Annotated in this window: 14 protein-coding genes and 1 pseudogene; 6 read left to right on the top strand and 9 right to left on the bottom strand. The window is 37.6% G+C overall.

Going from position 1 to position 20,143, the window contains the following annotated elements:
* The first annotated feature begins 173 nt into the window (after window positions 1–173).
* The 3 genes from addB (at window position 174) to trxA (ending at window position 7,201) form a co-directional block, all read left to right on the top strand.
* Window positions 174–3,296 carry a double-strand break repair protein AddB gene (gene addB / locus QWU_RS02640; RefSeq protein WP_006589988.1) on the top strand — a complete coding sequence of 1,041 codons (3,123 nt, stop codon included), beginning with the start codon at window positions 174–176 and terminating at the stop codon, window positions 3,294–3,296.
* The gene (addA, locus tag QWU_RS02635; RefSeq protein ID WP_006589987.1) at window positions 3,293–6,766 is read left to right on the top strand and encodes a double-strand break repair helicase AddA; all 3,474 of its coding nucleotides are present in this window, start codon (window positions 3,293–3,295) and stop codon (window positions 6,764–6,766) included. Before addB ends, addA begins: the two co-directional genes overlap by 4 nt.
* Window positions 6,767–6,877: 111 nt before the next feature.
* Window positions 6,878–7,201 carry a thioredoxin gene (trxA, locus tag QWU_RS02630; protein WP_006589986.1) on the top strand — a complete coding sequence of 108 codons (324 nt, stop codon included), beginning with the start codon at window positions 6,878–6,880 and terminating at the stop codon, window positions 7,199–7,201.
* A 95-nt stretch (window positions 7,202–7,296) separates the two neighbouring features.
* On the opposite strand, the gene QWU_RS02625 is transcribed toward trxA, so the two are convergent.
* Together QWU_RS02625 and QWU_RS02620 are read right to left on the bottom strand one after the other, a co-directional pair.
* Window positions 7,297–8,874, bottom strand: coding sequence for a peptide chain release factor 3 (locus QWU_RS02625; protein WP_017196139.1), 1,578 nt, complete (start codon window positions 8,872–8,874; stop codon window positions 7,297–7,299).
* Entirely contained in the window at window positions 8,874–10,532 is a 1,659-nt protein-coding gene (locus tag QWU_RS02620; RefSeq protein ID WP_017196138.1) for a lysine--tRNA ligase, read from the bottom strand. Before QWU_RS02620 ends, QWU_RS02625 begins: the two co-directional genes overlap by 1 nt.
* A 198-nt stretch (window positions 10,533–10,730) precedes the next feature.
* Here QWU_RS02620 and QWU_RS10475 point away from each other — a divergent pair, with 198 nt between their 5' ends.
* The gene (locus tag QWU_RS10475; protein ID WP_017196137.1) at window positions 10,731–10,862 is read left to right on the top strand and encodes a hypothetical protein; all 132 of its coding nucleotides are present in this window, start codon (window positions 10,731–10,733) and stop codon (window positions 10,860–10,862) included.
* Between the two features lie 81 nt (window positions 10,863–10,943).
* Here the strand turns inward: QWU_RS10475 and QWU_RS02610 are convergent, their stop codons facing one another.
* Window positions 10,944–12,170 (bottom strand): argininosuccinate synthase, encoded by a 1,227-nt coding sequence (locus QWU_RS02610; RefSeq protein ID WP_006589983.1) that lies wholly within the window; start codon window positions 12,168–12,170, stop codon window positions 10,944–10,946.
* A gap of 183 nt (window positions 12,171–12,353) precedes the next feature.
* Here QWU_RS02610 and QWU_RS02605 point away from each other — a divergent pair, with 183 nt between their 5' ends.
* Entirely contained in the window at window positions 12,354–12,992 is a 639-nt protein-coding gene (locus QWU_RS02605) for a LysE family translocator (RefSeq protein WP_006589982.1), read from the top strand.
* Window positions 12,993–12,994: 2 nt separating this feature from the next.
* Here the strand turns inward: QWU_RS02605 and rlmN are convergent, their stop codons facing one another.
* From rlmN to lptC, 6 genes and pseudogenes are all read right to left on the bottom strand, one after another.
* Window positions 12,995–14,224, bottom strand: a complete 1,230-nt coding sequence (gene rlmN / locus QWU_RS02600) for a dual-specificity RNA methyltransferase RlmN (protein ID WP_006589981.1) — start codon at window positions 14,222–14,224, stop codon at window positions 12,995–12,997.
* A gap of 40 nt (window positions 14,225–14,264) precedes the next feature.
* Complete coding sequence (locus QWU_RS02595; RefSeq protein ID WP_006589980.1) at window positions 14,265–14,768, bottom strand: invasion associated locus B family protein; 504 nt, start codon at window positions 14,766–14,768, stop codon at window positions 14,265–14,267.
* A 1,131-nt stretch (window positions 14,769–15,899) separates the two neighbouring features.
* Window positions 15,900–16,364, bottom strand: coding sequence for a PTS IIA-like nitrogen regulatory protein PtsN (gene ptsN, locus QWU_RS02585; RefSeq protein WP_006589979.1), 465 nt, complete (start codon window positions 16,362–16,364; stop codon window positions 15,900–15,902).
* A gap of 1,167 nt (window positions 16,365–17,531) precedes the next feature.
* Window positions 17,532–18,326: an LPS export ABC transporter ATP-binding protein gene (gene lptB, locus QWU_RS02575; RefSeq protein WP_006589977.1), complete on the bottom strand. Its 795-nt coding sequence runs from the start codon at window positions 18,324–18,326 to the stop codon at window positions 17,532–17,534.
* A gap of 6 nt (window positions 18,327–18,332) precedes the next feature.
* Entirely contained in the window at window positions 18,333–18,941 is a 609-nt protein-coding gene (locus QWU_RS02570) for an LptA/OstA family protein (protein WP_026017274.1), read from the bottom strand.
* 81 nt (window positions 18,942–19,022) lie between these two features.
* Window positions 19,023–19,666, bottom strand: a pseudogene (gene lptC / locus QWU_RS08955) (LPS export ABC transporter periplasmic protein LptC).
* Window positions 19,667–19,864: 198 nt separating this feature from the next.
* On the opposite strand from lptC, the gene ihfB reads away from it, so the two are divergent.
* Window positions 19,865–20,143 (top strand): integration host factor subunit beta, encoded by a 279-nt coding sequence (gene ihfB / locus QWU_RS02560; RefSeq protein ID WP_006589974.1) that lies wholly within the window; start codon window positions 19,865–19,867, stop codon window positions 20,141–20,143.

The raw sequence follows: 20,143 nt of genomic DNA, 5'->3' as shown, positions 1-20,143 counted from the left end.
AGACTTTTTATAAGAATGCATGGGTATTTTTATTAAAGTTGCTTAACCAAAGTTAACAATCTCCTGTATAGATGCAGTTTTTCAGTTTTACCCTTTATAAAAATTGTATAGAGTGGAAACAATATAAATAATCAATAAAGCGGAATATTTTCCTACATCCCAAATGAGATCACATGACCTATAAACCACGTGTCTTTTCTATTTCTCCGGGAACACCTTTTTTACCGCATTTTGTCGATTCACTATTTGCTGGTGTACTTATTGATAATTTCGCAACTCATGGAGATATTCAAACTGCTCTTGCAGATACCCTTATCTATGTTCCAACACGCCGTGCTGCGCGTGCTTTGCGTTTAGCCTTTGTGGAAAGAAGCGATACAAGATCAACCTTTTTACCAACCATTTACGCTTTGGGAGATGTGGATGAAGATAGTTTTCTTTTTAGAGAAAACCATATCAACGCTCTGAATCCTCCGATTGGAGAAAGTGAACGCCTTCTGCTTCTTGCGCGTCTCATTCGTCCATGGCGTGAAAATTTGCCGGCTCATTTACGTGCCATGTTTGGTACAGAAGATGTGCTTATTCCCGCTCATACTGCTGATGCAATTTGGCTTGCGCAAGATTTAGCAAGGCTAATGGATGAGATGGAAACAGAATCAGCAGATTGGTCAAAACTTAAAGACATTTCCCCCGATATAGTTGCAGAATGGTGGCAAATAACGCTCGATTTTCTCACCATTGTTACACAAAGTTGGCCGAAAATTTTACAAGAAAGAAGGCAAAGTAATCCCACTGCATGGCGCAATCAAGCACTTAAAATACATGCTGAGATTTTATGGCGAACTCGGCCTAATAAACCCATTCTTGCAGCGGGTGTGTCAGGTTCTATACCTGCAGTTTCTCATCTTCTAAAAGTTATTGCCTCTCTGCCCAAAGGTGCTGTTGTTCTTCCTGGTCTTGATCTTGATATGGATGAAGAGCAATGGGAAGCATTAGGTATAACCCATAAGGAAAAAACAGCTTATGATATTTCTTATCATACAACGAATGCTTTTAGTCATCCTCAATATCATTTAAAAAAACTTCTTTCTCTTATGGAATGCCACCGCATCGATGTGTGCGAAATTGGTCAACAAAATTTAATAAAGAAAAAGCGTATGGCTCTTTTATCAGAAGCGCTGCGACCAGCCTCTACAACAGAGCGCTGGATACAAATTGTCCGCGATGATTATGAAAATCTTTGTGCCGATTGGTCATTTATTGAAGCGATAAATGAGCGTGAAGAAGCGCTTGCCATTGCTGTTGCCTTACGCAATGCGATCGAAGAACCTCAAAAAAACGCAGCTCTTATTACTAATGACCGCAATTTAGCGCGCCGTGTCGTAGCTGAACTACAGCGTTTTGGTATTGAAGCAAATGATTCAGGCGGAATACCACTTGCGCAAACACTGCCTGCAACCTTGTTCCGGCTTCTTTTAGAAAATGTTTTTCAGCCCTATGATCCTATTGCTTTTCTTTCCCTTCTCAAACATCCACTCACCACATTAGGTCAAGAGCGTCATCGCTTACGCGAAATGGCAGAAAATTTTGAACTCTTTGTTCTTAGAGAAAATGCTGGTTGTATCAATCTTTGCGAATGCAACAAATTTCTTGAAAAATGGATAGCAACATATTTAAGCAATATTTCTGAAACCGATGTATTTGACCAACAAAAATTTGAAGAAGTACGCTTGCTTGGTGATCTTTTGGTCAAAGCTGTGGAGCCTTTAGCATCTCTTATGAAACAAAAACAAGAATGCACAATAAATGAGGTCGCAGTTGCAACAGTTGAAGTTTTTGAAAATTTTGGGCGTAATGAAAACAATTCACTTGCCCATCTTTATCAACATGAAGCAGGTCAAGCTCTGTTGATTTTTTTGCGTGAATTGGTGAGCGATCAATCAGGGTTAACATTCCCTCTTTGCGAATGGCCTGCTATGTTTTCAGCGCTGATAGCTGCCCGTTCTGTCACGCCTTCCCCTGGAGGACACCCTCGTTTATTTATCTGGGGTACTTTGGAATCACGTTTACAAACGGTTGATACTATCGTCATCGGAGGACTTAATGAAGGATCATGGCCAATTACAACCCGCAATGATGCTTTTTTATCACGACCGATGAAAATGATGTTAAGTCTCGAACCACCTGAACAGCGTATAGGCCTTTCTGCACATGACTTTCAATGGGCTATGGGAATGGATAAAGTGGTGATAAGCCGAGCATTACGAGTGAATCATACGCCTTCCATTCCTTCACGCTGGTTACAGCGCTTAGAAACTGTCGTAGGAAAACAAGTTTGGCAACAAATCCGTGCACGAGGTGAAATATTTCTTCATTGGGCGAAAATGCTTGATCATACAAATATCATTGCTGGTGTGACACGTCCTTGTCCTGTACCACCCCTTGAAGCACGCCCTCGCCATTTTTCCGTTACTGAAATAGCAACGTTGCGGTATGATCCTTATGCCATTTATGCAAAAAAAATCCTACGTCTTAAACCGCTTAAAGCCCTCATCCATGCTCCTAGTGCCGCTGAACGTGGAATACTTTATCATGCTATTCTTGCTACTTTTTGTAGACAAGTAAAAAACCCAAATGCTGCAAATGCACTCGATATACTCCTCAACATAGGACGTCAAGAATTTGATAAATTTAATTTGCCTGCCGATATTGAAACAATCTGGTGGACAAATTTTGAAAATCTTGCTCCATTTTTACTCCAATGGGAACAAAGCTTAGGACCTCGAGAACGATATGCCGAAGTGGTATCACAAAAAATACCCATTTCTACTACAGGTGTCACTCTTTCTGGACGTATTGACCGTATTGATGTATTGCCAAATAAAACAGTTGAAATACTTGATTTTAAAACCAGTACTCCCCCCTCATCAAAAGAAGTGCGCGATTTATTGTTTCCGCAATTGGCATTAGAAACAGCTTTGTTTATGCAAGGCGCTTTTCCAGATCTTCAGAATCTTACTCCCACAAATTTATTTTATGTTGCTCTTAATAAAAAAGGTAAAATTACTTCCCAGTCAATTTTTTCAAAGAAAGAAGAAAATGACCACCAAAGCGCTCTTGATCTTGGTGAGAGTGCGTGGGAACGTCTTATCACATTAATGAATTATTATCAAAATCCACAACAAGGTTATCTTTCAAACGCAGTTCCTTTTAAACGAGAATATGAAGGTGACTATGATCATTTAGCACGCTTATGGGAATGGTCAAGCGGACTTCAGAAAGCAGATCAAGAATGACTTTTTTTTCTATTCCTGAAGCAGCTCTTAAAGCACAAGCAACAGCAACACATCCAAAAACAAATGTATGGGTTTCTGCCAATGCAGGATCTGGAAAAACCCACGTTTTAAGCGAACGCGTTATTCGTTTGCTTTTAAATGGTACCCCTCCTGCACGTATTTTATGCCTTACTTATACAAGAGCTGCTGCTGCTGTTATGCAATCGCGGATTTTTCGCACACTTTCTAGCTGGAGTGAACTTGATGATGCACAGCTTAAAGAAATCTTATCACAACTTGAAAATAAGCCCATTAGTGCACAAAAATTGACCTATGCACGTCAACTCTTCGCTCGTGCCTTAGAGACACCGGGGGGGTTAAAAATTCAAACTATCCATGCATTTTGTGAATCTCTGTTGCATCAATTTATGCTGGAAGCCAATATTGCTGGGCATTTCGAACTAGTTGATGATATCAGTCGAAAAAAACTCCTCCAAGAAGCTCGTCGCCAACTTCTGGAACATAAAGATGCTCAACCCGCTTTGAAACAGCTGCTTAAAGTTATTAGCGAGCACATACTTAATCAATTGCTTTATGAAGCAACTGAAAAGCAACATAAACTGGCCGGTTTTTTGTCCGCTGTTCTTTCTGAAAACGGAGAAGAGAAGTTGCATGCACTTTTTCATTTAGCATCTGATGAAACAAATGAACAGTTATTAGAAAAAATTCAACAAACTGCTCGTCTGCCTCTTTATGCCCTTACACATTGCCAAACAAACGGCAATAAGAGCCTTAAGAAAATGATCGCGAAATTTTCCCAATTAAAAAACGCTTGTGATGAAAAAAACATTATTGGTATTATTTCCGATATTTATTTTAAAACAACAGGTGAACCACGCAATTTTTCATCTTTGTCGTGTAACAAATTAGATGAAATTTGGCCCTTTATTCAACAAATACTTGAAGATAAACAAAACAAGCTTTCTATTCTTTTAGAGAAATATCAATGCGCAACAATCGCTACACTCAATAAGGCTGCTTTTCAGCTTTGTGCTCTATATCTTAAAATCATCGCGAATCTAAAAAAAGCCAACGGTTTATTAGATTTTGATGACCTTATTGAGCGTACACTCAATCTATTACGGCGTAAAGGGGCAAGCCAATGGGTGCACTATAAACTTGATCGTGGTCTTGATCATATTTTACTTGATGAAGCACAAGATACCAACCCTGAGCAATGGCAAATTATTCAACTGCTGGCACAAGAATTTTTTACAGGTTATGGCCAGCGTACAAATACACGTACTCTTTTTGCTGTTGGAGATGAAAAGCAGTCCATCTATTCTTTCCAAGGCGCTGTACCAGAAAATTTTGCCGAAAATGGACGAATAATTCAAAAAAAGGCGCTGCAAGCAAAACAAAAATTTGAAAAAATACAACTGAATTATTCTTTTCGTTCTACAGCAGATGTTCTTAAAAGTGTTGATCTTGTTTTTGAAAAACCAGAAAACTACAAAGGACTTTCAGCAGAAAATATCAAAACAGTCCATGAAGCTATTCGTATTCATAGCCCTGGGGAGGTTATTGTATGGGATGCCATTCCTAAAGAAAAAAGCAAACTTCCTGATGATTGGCATTTAAGCGTTGATCATTTAGACACCCCTGAAACGCGTCTGGCAGAAAAAATTGCTGAAACTATTGCTGGCTGGTTACAAAAAAGGGAAATGCTTCCAGCAAAAGAGCACCTCATGCGCGCAAGTGATATTATGATCTTGGTTCGTAAACGTGATCACTTTGTTTCTGCTCTTTCTCGTGCTCTTAAATTACGCAATATTCCTATCGCCGGCGCTGATCGTTTACAGCTTATAAAGCATATTAGTGTGCGTGATTTAATGGCACTGGCACGTTTTGTCTTGCAACCACAAGATGATCTTTCTCTTGCTTGTGTTTTAAAAAGTCCTCTTTTTGTTCTTAGCGAAGAGGAACTTTATCAGCTTTCTGCGCATCGTACAGGCTCTCTTTGGCAAAGTCTTTGTATGCATGCCTCATCTTATGCATCTTTTAAAAATGCTTTTGAAAAATTGAATCAATATCGCACTCTCGTGGATAAAATACCGGTTTTTGAATTCTATAGCCATATTCTAAATAATGATAAGGGACGTCAAAAGATTTTGGCTCGTTTAGGATCTGAAGCAAATGATGTGCTTGATGCTTTTATGGATTACACACTCACTATTCAAAAAACTGGTTTACCAGGATTACAAGCTTTTTTGGAAACATTAAGTGCAAACGACCCAGAAATTAAACGTGAATTTGATCAAAATCATGAAGAAATTCGTATTATGACTGTTCATGCCGCAAAAGGACTAGAAGCTGCTGTTGTGTTTCTGGTTGACCCAGGGAGTGCTATTTGGCACCCTCAACATGCACCACATTTGCTTAAAGTTTCTTCAAATCATGCACAATGGAGTGATCAACAAGCTTTTATTTGGCGCCCTCATGCAAAATTCGAGACACCGCCCTCTAAACAAGCATTGTCATACTTAAAAAAACGCGCTGAAGAAGAATATAGGCGTCTTCTTTATGTGGGAATGACACGTGCTAAAGATTGCTTATTTGTCTGCGGATATAGTGGTGAGAAAATTTTCCCGAATACATGGCTACAATTGGTAAAGAATGCTCTCAAACCACATGCTGTGGCTATAAAAGGCCCAGCAGAAGATATTGCAGCTTGGCGCTATTGCATTACACCTTCTTCACTTGCCCCTATAAACCAAGAGCTTCCTCATATTGCGCGCCAAACACCACCATCTCTACCCGCCTTTTTTTCTCATAAAGTTCCAGAAGAACCAGCTTTACCCAAACCGTTGAGGCCTTCTGTTGCTAGTCTTTCTATTGAAGCTGATCCTGAAATTTCCTCAAATTCTAAATATCTGAGTACTTCACCTGTCTTAGGAGAACCAAACACCAACAGAGCTTTTTTTATTGAATATGGTAATATTGTTCACCGATTGCTGCAATATTTACCCAATTGCCCTCCCCAAAAGCGACGCGATTACGCTCAGCACTATCTTAATATCAAAGTTTCTCATTGGTTTGAAAATCAAAAAGAAACAGCACTTTGTCATGTTTGGCAAATCTTAGATCATTCTTACCTCACCCCTCTCTTTTCTGATCATTCTCGTGCTGAGGTCCCCTTAATGGGTATGGTAAAAATTCGTGGAAAAGAACAAACTGTTTCCGGTCAAATTGATCGTATATATATCACAGAAGAAAACGTAATCTTTGCTGATTTTAAAACGGGATTCTCACCTGAAAATGAAGCTACCATCCCTCCACATCATTTGTTGCAAATGGCTCTTTATCGAAAATTACTGCAAACTATTCATCCCAATAAAGAGATCCAAGCACTTCTTGTCTACAGCAAAGAAGTAAAAGTTTTTAAACTTCTCCCAGAAAAACTCGATACGCTGCTTAATGAAATTGTTTAATAAATTATGAAAAACCTTTTCCCTTACAACCTCTTATAATTTATCTTGGCAATAACTTGATATGAATCGTTATCATACCAATCTATAGAGATGAATATAAAGGATAAATCAATGACATGTATAAAAGTTGATAACAGCAATTTCGAAAATGAAGTTCTGAACTCTTCCACCCCTGTTGTAGTTGATTTTTGGGCAGAGTGGTGTGGACCTTGCAAAATGATTGCTCCAATTTTGGATGAAATCTCATTGGAAATGGAAAATCAAGTTAAAATTGCCAAAGTAAATATCGATGAAAATCCCGAACTGGCTACCCAATATGGAGTACGCTCGATTCCTACCCTGTTAATGTTTAAAGATAGAAAGGTTTCATCAAATATGGTTGGCGCTGCCGCTAAAGCGCGTGTTTCTGAATGGATTAAAGAAGCGCTTCGTTAAACTGCTCATGTGATTTTTTCTAAAAAAGAGAGGAAATCTTATCTCTCCTCCTTATTTGATTTTTAAAAACAATTTTTTTATAGAAAAATACTTTTTTATTCAGAGCGTGTTTGATAATCTTTAAAAGCCGCAAATTTTATTTTCGGTGCTCGTTCTGCTTCATAATTCAATGAAAAATGATTTTCTGCTAAAAAAACTGGATCACCCTCTAGATCATGGGCAATGGCAGAACGGTGATTGCTGAGAAATTTTTGCAACTCATCTTTGCTTTGTGCTGAAATCCAACGACATATATTAAAGCGTGCTGGCTCAAAACTCACCGGCAAGCCATATTCTATTTTCAATCTTTCCTTTAGAACATCAATCTGCAAAGCACCAATGACACCAATGAGAGATGGTGAACCATCATCGGGGATAAATAATTGCACGACACCTTCTTCCGCCATTTGTTGCAGAGCTTCTTTGAGTTTTTTTGCTTTCATCGGATCACCTAGACAGACACGACGCAAAATTTCTGGTGCAAAATTGGGTACTCCTTTAAAGAGAATATCTTCTCCTTCCGTTAAGGTATCACCTATACGCAATGTGCCATGATTAGGAATCCCTACAATATCACCGGCATAGGCTTGATCAGCAATTTGACGTGAACGCGCAAAGAAAAATTGTGGTGCCGAAAGTGTCATTGGTTTTCCTGTTCGTACCAACTTTGTCTTCATGCCACGTTCAAGTGTTCCAGAACAGACCCGAAAAAATGCAATACGATCACGGTGATTAGGGTCCATATTCGCTTGAATTTTAAAAACAAACCCTGTCATTTTAGCTTCCGTTGCAACAATACTGCGTTGATCAGCATCCTGATTACGAGGACTTTGACCAAAGTCAATGAGCGCATTGATCAAATCACGAACACCAAAATTTCGTAAAGCAGAACCAAAATAAACCGGTGTCATATGTCCTCCACGAAAAGCTTGAAGATCAAAATTTTTGCAAGCATTTCGTGCAAGTTCTACGCCTTCAATAAAAGTTGAACGTTGATATTCAGGAAGAAGATTTGCAACTTCGTGGGGTCCAGAAACTTTCTGTTGTGTTATCTCATCATCTTTTTTACGAAACCGATTATGATGAAGATCAAATGTTCCTGCAAAATCCTTCCCCGTACCAATGGGCCAAGTTATTGGTGCCGTATCAAGGGCGAGTTTTTCTTCAATTTCATCTAAAAGTTCTATAGAATCACGTGTTTCACGATCCATTTTGTTAATAAAAGTAACAATAGGAATATCTCGCATCCGACATACTTCAAATAATTTCAGTGTTCTCGGTTCAATTCCGCGTGCACCATCTAGCACCATGATAGCACTATCAACAGCCGTGAGAGTGCGATAGGTATCGTCAGCAAAATCCTCGTGGCCTGGAGTGTCTAACAAATTAAAAATGTGATCTTCATATTCAAAGGTCATCACTGATGTTACAACCGAAATACCGCGATCACGTTCAATATGCATCCAATCGGAACGGGTTTGAATGCGATCTTTTTTCGCTTTTACCTCTCCGGCAAGCTGAATAGCTCCACCAAATAATAACAGTTTTTCTGTTAGCGTTGTCTTCCCAGCATCTGGATGAGCAATAATTGCAAATGTGCGACGCCGTTTTACTTCTTGCACGCGCTTTTTCATCATTCCCCCACAGGTCGTGCAAGCGCTTCAGCAATCAGTGCACGCATTTCATTAATCCCATATAAAGCAATAAATGACCCCAATCGTGGTCCTCGTTCTTGCCCTAAAAGGACCTCATAAATCATTTGAAAAAACACATTTGAAACACCTGGCCCTCCTTCTGGACTTCTTTTGCTATGATCTTGATAGCGTTTTATTAAACGCGCAACATCAAGAAGTGCATTTTGAATTGTGTTGGCATCAGCAGTTTCAGGTAAATTGGCTAATTTTTCATCAATTTGTACTAACGTTGCCCGTTCATTATCATCTGCTGTTCGAAATTTTTTGTTAGGCTTAACAAAAACATCAAAATATTTAAGAGCAAATTGCACCAATTGATCAAGTTCTGGATAAGTTTGTGCATTTGCTCCTTTAGCATAGCGAGAAATAAACCCCCAGAGAACCTCTTTATTCTCCGCATTTGAAGCACTTACCAAATTCAATAGCAAAGCAAAGGGTACAGGCAAATTAACTTGTGGAGGGCAACCATTATGGATATGCCATACCGGATTATTAAGTCGCTCTCCCCAGTTTTGACGACCATAAGCTGCAAGATGCGCATAATATTCATCAACAGCTTTTGGAATAACATCAAAATAAAGCCGTTTTGCTGTTTTGGGCTTTGAAAACATATAAAACCCTAAACTCTCCGTTGGCGCATAGGTTAACCACTCATCAATAGTTAAGCCATTTCCTTTGGATTTAGAAATTTTCTGTCCCTTCTCATCCAAAAAAAGCTCATAATTAAATCCTTCTGGTGGTTTTCCACCAAGCGCTTTGCAAATTTTAGAAGAAAGATTTGTGGAATCGATAAGATCCTTACCCGCCATTTCATAATCAACATTAAGTGCTGTCCAGCGCATGGCCCAATCCACTTTCCACTGACATTTTACTTTGCCACCCGTAACCTCTGTTTCAATAGTTTCTCCTGTTTCAGGTTCAATGTAGGTGACAGTGCCTTTTTCAACATTGCGAGCAATCATCGGTACCTGTAAAACCTTACCAGAAAATGGAGAAATAGGTAAAAAGAGTGAATAAGTCGCTCGCCTTTCTTCACCCAATGTTGGCAAAACAATTGCCATTACCTTGTCATAACAGGCAAGTATTTTTAAAAGTATTTCATCAAAACGACCAGAGCTATAATAATCAGTAGCACTGGCAAATTCGTAATCAAAACCAAAACGATCAAGAAAAGCCTGCAAACGTGCATTATTCGCTGCTCCAAAAGAGGGATAAATATCACCAAAAGGATCAGGTATGCGACTGAGCGGTTGACCAAGATAGCTTTCCATCTTCTTGCGATCAGGCACATTATCAGGAACTTTACGCAAACCATCCATATCATCAGAAAAACAAAGTAATTTTGTTTTCACTTTATTTTCTGTGAGAATATGGAAAGCATGACGTACCATAGTTGTACGTGCTACCTCCCCAAAAGTGCCAATATGCGGCAGACCAGAAGGCCCATAGCCTGTTTCAAATAAAACGCTCTCTGGATAACCCGTTTTCTCATACCGTTTGATAATTTTACGTGCTTCTTCAAAAGGCCAAGTTTTCGATTGAGCAGCCACGTCTCTCAATTCAGGCGTAAGAGGAACTTCACACTGATAACGCATCATTATCTTTATCCTAAAAAATTAAACTCTTTAATGGTATGGTGTATGGTTCTTGGATTCATTCGTCAATAATAGCAAACGAAAAGCTGCCAAAAATCTTTTTATCATTCTCTTATTATGACTAGATTTTGCCCTATTCTTTTTCTTGTATTTTCTTTTATTTTTTATATCAACGAAGTATAAATATTATGGATATGTAATTTGCTCGTTTTGGTTATTGGTGTTTTAATTGCTGTTATTCTAGGTTTTGTTTATTATACTTATCAGCAAGAAAAAAGTCTTCTAGCATTAAACAAAAAAACGGACAACAAAACACTTCGCAAACATCAATAAATTAGAAAAATGACAAAATAAGGCATTTTATACAAAAAAAATCCTCTACTTGTTATACTATAAATGGGATATGTAATTCATTTATTTACATTCTAATGAACGTGCTGCTAGTGTGCGCAAACGCAAGGCGTTTAATTTTATAAAACCTGCCGCATCTTTTTGGTTATAGGCACCTTCATCATCCTCAAAAGTCACTAATTTACTGGAATAGAGTGACTTTTTGCTTTGGCGTCCTTCAACAATTACATTACCCTTATAAAGCTTTAATGTTACTTCACCTTCAACATTTTCTTGAGATAAATTAATAGCCGCCTGCAACATTTCGCGTTCAGGTGAAAACCAAAAACCATAATAAATGAGTTCTGCATAACGCGGCATTAATTCATCTTTCAAATGTGCCGCCCCCCGATCCAATGTCAAAGATTCTATTGCCCTGTGCGCCGTTAAAAGAATGGTTCCTCCCGGTGTCTCATAAATGCCTCGTGATTTCATACCAACAAAACGATTTTCTACCAAATCTAACCGACCAATACCGTTGTCGCGTCCATAATTATTTAATTCAGCAAGTAAATTTGCAGGAGATAAACTTTTTCCATTAATCGAAACAGCATCACCTTTTTTAAAACCAAGAGTGATTATAGTTGCTTGATCTGGAGCCGCTTCCGGCGAAAGAGTCCGCATATGCACATATTCAGGAGCAGGGATTGCCGGATCTTCTAAAATTTTTCCCTCTGATGACGAATGCAATAAATTTGCATCAACCGAAAAAGGCGCTTCTCCTTGTTTATCCTTCTCTACAGGAATTTGATGGGCATGTGCAAAATTAATCAAATCTGTTCGACTCTTAAAATCCCAATCACGCCATGGAGCAATGATTTTGATTTCAGGATTAAGAGCATAGGCAGAAAGTTCAAAGCGTACTTGGTCATTGCCTTTTCCTGTTGCCCCATGGGCAATTGCATCTGCACCCGTTTCCTTAGCAATTTCAATTAAGCGTTTTGAAATGAGTGGACGCGCTATTGACGTTCCCAAAAGATAGGTCCCTTCATAAACGGCATTAGCGCGAAACATTGGAAAGACAAAATCACGCACAAACTCTTCACGCAAATCTTCAATATAGATTTCTTTCGCACCCAGTATTTCTGCTTTACGACGCGCGAGAGCTAATTCTTCCCCCTGCCCTAAATCAGCTGTAAAGGTTACAACTTCAGCGCCCCATTCACTTTGCAACCATTTAAGGATAATAGACGTATCTAAGCCCCCAGAATAAGCTAAAACAACTTTTCTAATATTTTGCCACTTTTTCATTTTAAAATTCCATTGTATGTGTTTTTCTTGAATTTAAAGATTAAAAATTACGCAAACAATAAAAATAAATTCTCTTTGAATAAGATTTAAAAGATGCAAAAAAATACAAGAAAGTGTAAAGAAGCATTTTCGTGAGAAATGTGGATTATTTGAGTGTTTTTACACAATAATAAAGAGGTTTATATGTCATTTTTTCCTGAATGGCCTATTTTAATACAATTTTCTGTGGCATCGTTGATTTTAGCACTTATTCCAGGACCTGATATGATGCTCTCTATAGGACGAACTATTACACAAAGCAAAAAAGCTGGTATTATGTGTGCTCTGGGAAGCGCAACAGGATTTGCCATTCAAGTAACTGGTGTGGCACTGGGCTTATCTGCTCTTATTTTCGCTTCACCGCGTGCTTTTGTTTTTCTTAAAATTGCTGGCGCTTTTTACCTTTTATGGTTTGCCATTCAAGCATTGCGTAAACACTCAACACTTTCTATTGAACAAGAGCCATCTAAATATAAGAGCTCTAAGCGTAACTATCTTGCTGGTATTGGAATTAATCTTTTAAATCCCAAAGTTATTCTCTTTAATGTAACCTTTTTGCCGCAGTTTATTAATGCGAATGATCCTATGGCAACGCAAAAGTTGCTCATCTTAGGGTTTTCTTATATTCCTATTTCTCTTCCCATTACAATTTCGACGGTCTTCATGGCGCATAAACTTTTCAAAAGTCTTAATCAAAATCCCCTTTATATGCGCTTTTTTAATTGGTTTATCGCTGGTGCTTTTACCAGTTTTGCTCTCCATCTTCTTATAACTGAAAATTAGGTTTACTGGCTGTCTACAGCATTTTCTAACCGCAAACGTTCAGATTTACGTAAACGCTCTGAAACCGATTTAAGTTGACCACATGCAGCTAAAATATCACGTCCACGCGGTACCCGAATAGGCGAAGCATAGCCTGCTTTGTTGATAACATCAGCAAAACGTTCAATTTGTTCCCAATCAGAACATTGATAATTACTCCCCGGCCATGGATTAAAGGGAATTAAATTGATCTTGGCTGGAATATCTTTTAGCAATTGTATCAATCGTTTAGCATCATCCAAACTATCATTGATGTCTTTCAGCATAACATATTCAAATGTAATTCGTTTTGCATTGGAGAGACCAGGATATTGACGGCACGCATCCATAAGCAGAGTAAGTGGATATTTTTTATTGATAGGAACCAGCATATCCCGAAGTGTATCATGCACCGCATGGAGTGAAATGGCTAACATAACGCCAATTTCTTCTCCTGTTCGGATAATTCCAGGCACTACCCCACTGGTTGAAAGTGTAATCCGGCGTTTTGATAAAGAAAGCCCTTCTCCATCGGAAGCAATCAATAAAGCTTTTTTAACTGCTTCAAAATTATAAAGTGGTTCCCCCATCCCCATCATCACGATATTGGTGATTTTGCGCCCTTCAACGGGAACAATTGCCCCGTCAGGTGTATCCTTATTAGGAAAATCACCCAAACAATCACGTGCGACCAGTAATTGTGCCAAAATTTCTTCGGCTGTTAGATTACGAACAAGTAGTTGCGTTCCCGTATGACAAAAAGAACAGGTTAACGTACACCCTACCTGAGATGAAAGACATAAAGTCCCACGCCCTTCTTCAGGGATATAAACCGTTTCAATTTCCACAGGTCTTCCTGCTCCACGCGCTGGAAAACGCAAAAGCCATTTACGTGTGCCATCTTTTGATATTTGTTCGCCAATAATTTCTGGACGCGCAATAGAAAAATGGCTTTTAAGCATTTCTTGCATGGATTTAGAAATATTTCGCATTTCATCAAAATTTGAAATACCACGCACATAAAGCCAATGCCAAAGCTGACGGACACGCATACGCGTTTGATGTTCTGGTATACCAATTGCCTTTAAAGCTTGCACCATTTCATCTTGTGATAAACCAATTAAAGAGAGTTTAGAATCCTCTTTAACGGTAACATTATTTGTTTCCCGTGATGAACATAGTCCAACTGGTCTAAGGTCGTAGGAAATGGCCATTGTTTTCCAATTTACATCATAATTCAGGGTTATAGAGACCTTAATGACATTTCTCTGCTGCATTCAATGCAGCAGTAACCCCTTTTAAAGAATAAGTATAGGTAGTAGAAGTTCCCCGTTTTGAGAGAGCTTTCACTGTCATATTCATTCCAGCACGCATAGCAGAAACAAGCTGCTTTTCTAACTCTGATGAAGACAACCAAGCTGATGAATCTTTTGTGAAAAAATCAAAATCCTTATCTCCGATAATCACAGTAACTTTTGATCCTTCTTTCAGTGTATAACCTGCCATGAATTGCGGTTCAAAGGAGACAGGCGAATGAGAACGCTTGGTCACCAAAAAGAAATTATCACCATGATTAACCGTTGTGGGAAGAGATTGTAAAGGTACTGACAACACATAGCAAATTGTGTCTTTGGACGATTTATAAGAATAGGTTCCCCAAGCTTCAAATTGATTTAAACGGCTTGGCGTTTGTGCACATGCTTCTCCGGTAATAACCAAAACCATTACAGATACAGCAATAACAGTCTTTTCAAACATCTTCATTTAGCTCACTTCTTTAGTCTCTAACAAGATTCTCTTCATTGAAAAGCTCAACAAAAACTCGTTGATGCCTTAATGTCGTTGTCCCCATCCTTTCAACAAGTGAAATATTTCATATTAACCAAAATAGTTTCTTCCTTTTAATTTTAACCCTCTCATTATTACAAAGTATGAATTTTTTATTCAATAACCAGGCTAAAAAACAATATTTTGATATTATACAACCAAATTTGTTTTTCATACAAACAACATCTCTTTAAGCAATTAGAATTTAAAATAAAGCCTAAATATACCATCACCTTCTTAAGAAATAAACTATGCTCTTTTACCGTAATAAATTTGCAGCAAATCGGAAAGCACACCATAAAAAAAATACTCTAAATTTCACAGTTCTTTGAAAACCATTCATATGCTAACATATCCGACCATCTGCTTTAACAAAAATCATAAAATTCTCTCTTCTTTTGCGAATGATAATGCTTCTATGCGGACTCAACTTTGTAGAGATGCCATCTCTCTTACGCTTTTAAAAGCTTTAAATACAAAAAAAACAGCATCAGTAACCGCAGATAACTTTGCCTCCTTTGAAACCACTTGTTCCCATCATACGCTTTCCTATTTTATTGTAAATTTTTAAAGTAATTTCAGCAATCTACACGAGTTTAACCGTATTGTTTCTCTGTCATGAATATACAAAAAATTTAACTTTTTTCCACAGTCATTCCTAACCCCTGTCTCTAATCGTTTTTAAAGGACTTTTTCATTAAACCCTATGGAACGCTTATAGATGCATACAAGCCTTGTGCCCAATCTAAAGTCTATGATTTTATCGTATAAAATTGTCGTTTAATATTGGCTCTTTAAAAGAGTTACTGTTTTAAGCAAAATCCACCCTTAAATAGCTCAATTTACAAAAAATCACATAAGCTATCCCCAAATCATAGAGTGCTTCACAGCATAAAATAATAAATGCTTTGTAGAGAAAAATAACAAAAGCCAGAAATTCTTTTATTTTTAGTTCTTACAAAAAACCATTTTAGGGGGAATATTTTTAGCTGTTTAAATGTGTACTGCATTGTTATTTCATATCTGTTGTGCATGATCCGCAATCATACACAACATCATCTTTTAAGCTGCATTCGATTCTGAATTTTGAATCAATAAAGTATGAAGTTCATCGGCATCATGGGTGTTGCGCAATTTTTGAACGACATCACTATGGCGTAAAACACGCGCAATTTGTGATAAAGCTTTCAAATGGTCTGCACCAGCATTTTCAGGTGCTAATAAAAGAAAAACAAGATCTATCGGCTCGTCATCGAGAGCTTCAAAATCAACTGGGTTTTCAAGGTGCGCAAATATACCAATGATTCGGTCAATCTCTGGCAATTTTCCATGAGGAATTGCAATGCCACCACAAAGGCCCGTTGAACCCAGTTTTTCACGTTGTAAAACAATATCAAAAATTACACGTTCACTAAGATTTGTAAGCTCAGCAGCTTTTTCGGCCAAAATCTGCAAAACTTGTTTCTTCGAATTCGCTTTAAGAGCCGGAATAATTGCTTCCGGTGCAATTAACTCACTCAAATTCATACTTTAATTTTCCTTTTACATGCTCAAATGCTCACCTACAAACTTGTAAACGGTGTTCTCTAAAGTTCTTTCACTTTCTCGCATCATCACATGTGACTTTATTTCCAATTTATAATGGGTGATGATTCTATTCATCTCATATTGCTCTCAGCGCAACAATAAATAGTCATTCAACTCCTAATTAACAGCATAAGAAAACACAGAATTGACGTTGTCCATAAATTTAATTTTCCTATGATACGTGACAACGCCAATCACTTATAAATTTCTGGAGCTTTCCAGTATAAAAGTTGGTGTGCAACTTTTTCATCAGACTTTCCTCTTTACTTTTAAAAACTGGCTTCCATAAAATGAGAAGAGTATCGAAACAAAATGGTACATTACTTTGACAATTTCTGTGTAGCTTGAGTGCTACCTGATTACAACAATCTAAAGGCATTAAATCATTCGATGGTTACTTTAAAAGGGCTTACGTATTGGGTTCAACATCCAAGGTCATGCACCCGCTTTTAAATGCGCAATGCAAACCAACAAAATATCATAAATTCTATTTAATAACCGCAACATAATCCATGGGTACTACCATAAAAATATCCGAAGCAGCATCATTGATATGTTTGTTTAATTTAACAAAGAAAAATATTATGAATATCCCTATACCTTCCAACAAAACGTGCATTTATTTATAGCCTCGTCTATCATTCATTGTTAGGTTAATCTAGTGATATCTTTTTTTATGTTACCCTTAAAAGCAAACTAAACACATCCAATAATGAGACAATTTCATCTTGATGAAATTCTTTTTCCACTGTTTATTATAAAAAATTTTAGCACAAAATAAGGTGCCTTTTAAAAATAGTATTATAAACATACTCTCCTGAAAAAATCTTATTGTCTATCCCAACTAAATTTCCTTTTTCCTACCAATAATATCTCCAACATCTCCTTATTCATTGAATGCTTTTAACAAAACTGTCACAGTCTCTGTATAAAGAATGGCTCTTATCTTTAATTCTATGATAAAATGTATACAAATAATAACTTATGAAGAATCAAATTAAATTTCATATTTTTTCTGTGAAATATGTTTGGTTACATCAACGTAAGGACATAGGTCACTATTTATGCTCATCATGTTGATCTCTTTAAGCGTAAATGAAAACATAATCAGAGAGAAAATTGATTTCCTAAATAAATTCTGCGCACATCAACATTGTTGATAATATCGTCAGGAGAACCATGAACTAATACTTGCCCAGCGTGAATAATATAAGCACGATCGACAAGCCCCAATGTTTCGCGCACATTATGATCAGTTATCAAAACACCAATCCCACGCCTCGTTAAATGACGAATGAGCTGCTGGATATCAAAAATAGCGATAGGATCAATTCCTGCAAATGGTTCATCAAGCAACATAAAATTGGGGCGAGAAGCTAAAGCACGTGCGATTTCGAGTCGCCGACGCTCCCCTCCTGACAAAGAAAGGGCAGACATTTTTCGTAAATGGTCAATTTTAAATTCATGTAAAAGTGCATCTAACTCTTCGCGCCGTTTGAAGCGGTCTTTCTCTACAATCTCTAAAACAGCTTTAATGTTATTTTCTACCGAAAGACCACGAAAAATAGAAGCTTCTTGGGGAAGATAGCCTATACCTAAACGAGCACGTCTGTACATAGGAAGATGTGTTATATCAAATCCATCAATTCTAATGGATCCTCCATCAGATTTCATGAGACCTGTAACCATATAAAAACAAGTCGTTTTTCCTGCACCATTGGGACCCAAAATGCCAACAGCCTCTCCAGTACGAATGCCAAAAGAAACATCCTTAATCGTTTGCCTTCCACGGTAAATTTTCATCAAATGACTGGCAATTAAAGTCCCTTTTAAGCGTTTTCTTAAAGCTTCACTTGCTGAATCATCTCTATCCGTCTGTTTTTTTCTTTTGATTCCAAACATGAAATCTTAATGGCCATTCTTTTGACTTTGTTTAAAAATGATGGAAACACGACCCTTTTTCTCAGATGTTTCACAACCTTCTAAAAAAGCTTTGCCGTTTTTCATATCTGCTGTGAGTGCGCACCCTGTCGCCACATTATCACCGTCTGTTAACACAACATTCTTCCCTGTTAAGCGCATTATTTTTGACTTACCATCAAAAACACCTTTATCCCCCGTAGCGATTTGTGTAGCAATTTTTATATAAACTTTTCCTAAAGCTTCCATTTTCTGAACACCTGTCGAACCAAACCAAGCAGGTGATGATGCCTTTGTCTCTGCTTGAACTCTCTCTGCTCCTTTACGCATCTTATCGTAGTAAACGATCAATTTTGCTGTTCGCAAAAGACTTTTACCTTGAACCACAGAAACATCACCCCGAAAGAGCGCTATTCCCTCTTTATCACGTATTTCTAAAGAATCTGCATAAAGTTCTACCGGTTCTTTGTCATTTGATAAACTAATACCAAAATGAGCACTTTCAGCATATCCAAAAACTGTCTCAAATCCTAGTATTCCAATACTCAAAGCCAAAGAAGCCTTCATCCATTTTTTATATAATCCCCTCAGCTTCATCTCATCATTTCTCACAATTCTTCTATTCACAGACATCTACACTGCTATAAAAATCATTTAAGATTTGTAATTGATATAATCTCATGGCTGACCAATCACTAAATGCACGCCACCATGAAAGTATATGTTTTGTCCTTTTTCTCGAATTTGCAAAGCATTTGCTGCAAGCTGTAAACCTGCACGCTGAATATTGACAGGTCTATTTGTATTTAAATGCCCCTCGGATAAATTAATATTTGCTGTCATAAATTGTGCAACCATTCCATCATTGGTCGTAATGGTGAAGGGCTTATCCAACTGTAAATAACCATTCGTATTATCATAAAATCCCCCTTGTGCATCAAGAAAAACCCGTTTCTGTTTGCCAACAAATGCTCCAGCTGTAATGTTTTTAAGACCAATTGTTCCAGAATGTGTACGATCTTGAAATGCCCTTTCTGCTTTAAGCCAATAAGGTTCATGAGCGCGTGTGTAACCTTCTAACTTGGGATTGAGCATTGTCAATTTGGCTATTCCTTCCTCTTCATTATCCAAAACTATAGGTTCAGAAGCAGTGGGAGCAAAAAAAATGTAAACCAGCAAAAAACGAATGCTACAGACAATGCAGCAAGAGGTAAAAAAAATTTTAATATGCTAATCCAACGCGAATGACGAGATGCTTTTTTAAAAACATCAGCCAAAGGGGATTGCGTTGAAAAGACTTTATAATGATTATGTACGGACATACTTCCCTAATCTCTTAAATGTTCCGTGTCTTTCAATCTGTATAACCTCTATAAAAGGTATTTTCAAATTTTGTTTCTTGTAAATTTGTTTTTTCTTGGTTTTATTCTTATTCATTTGTATATTGTAATGTGTATGGATGAAATGCACAATTATAGAAAACTATAGAAAACCTTTTTTGGTGTGAAAGTGAGGCTATTTTGGTTAAATCAGAGCTTATACAGATTATTGCACGTCAAAATCCACATCTTTTTCAACGTGATGTAGAGAATATCGTGAACGCTATTTTTGAGGAAATTTCAACAGCACTTGCAAATGGCAATCGTGTAGAACTTCGAGGTTTTGGTGCTTTCTCTGTCAAAAGCCGCTCAGCTCGCAACGGCCGTAATCCACGAACAGGTGATGCAGTTGCGGTTGAAGAAAAATGGATTCCTTTTTTTAAAACTGGCAAGGATTTGCGTGATCGACTTAACCAATGA

The organism is Bartonella birtlesii IBS 325, assembly GCF_000273375.1.
GTDB classification, from domain to species: Bacteria; Pseudomonadota; Alphaproteobacteria; order Rhizobiales; family Rhizobiaceae; genus Bartonella; species Bartonella birtlesii.
Note: the sequence above shows the minus strand (reverse complement) of the source record. Positions and strands in the feature narration are given on the sequence as shown.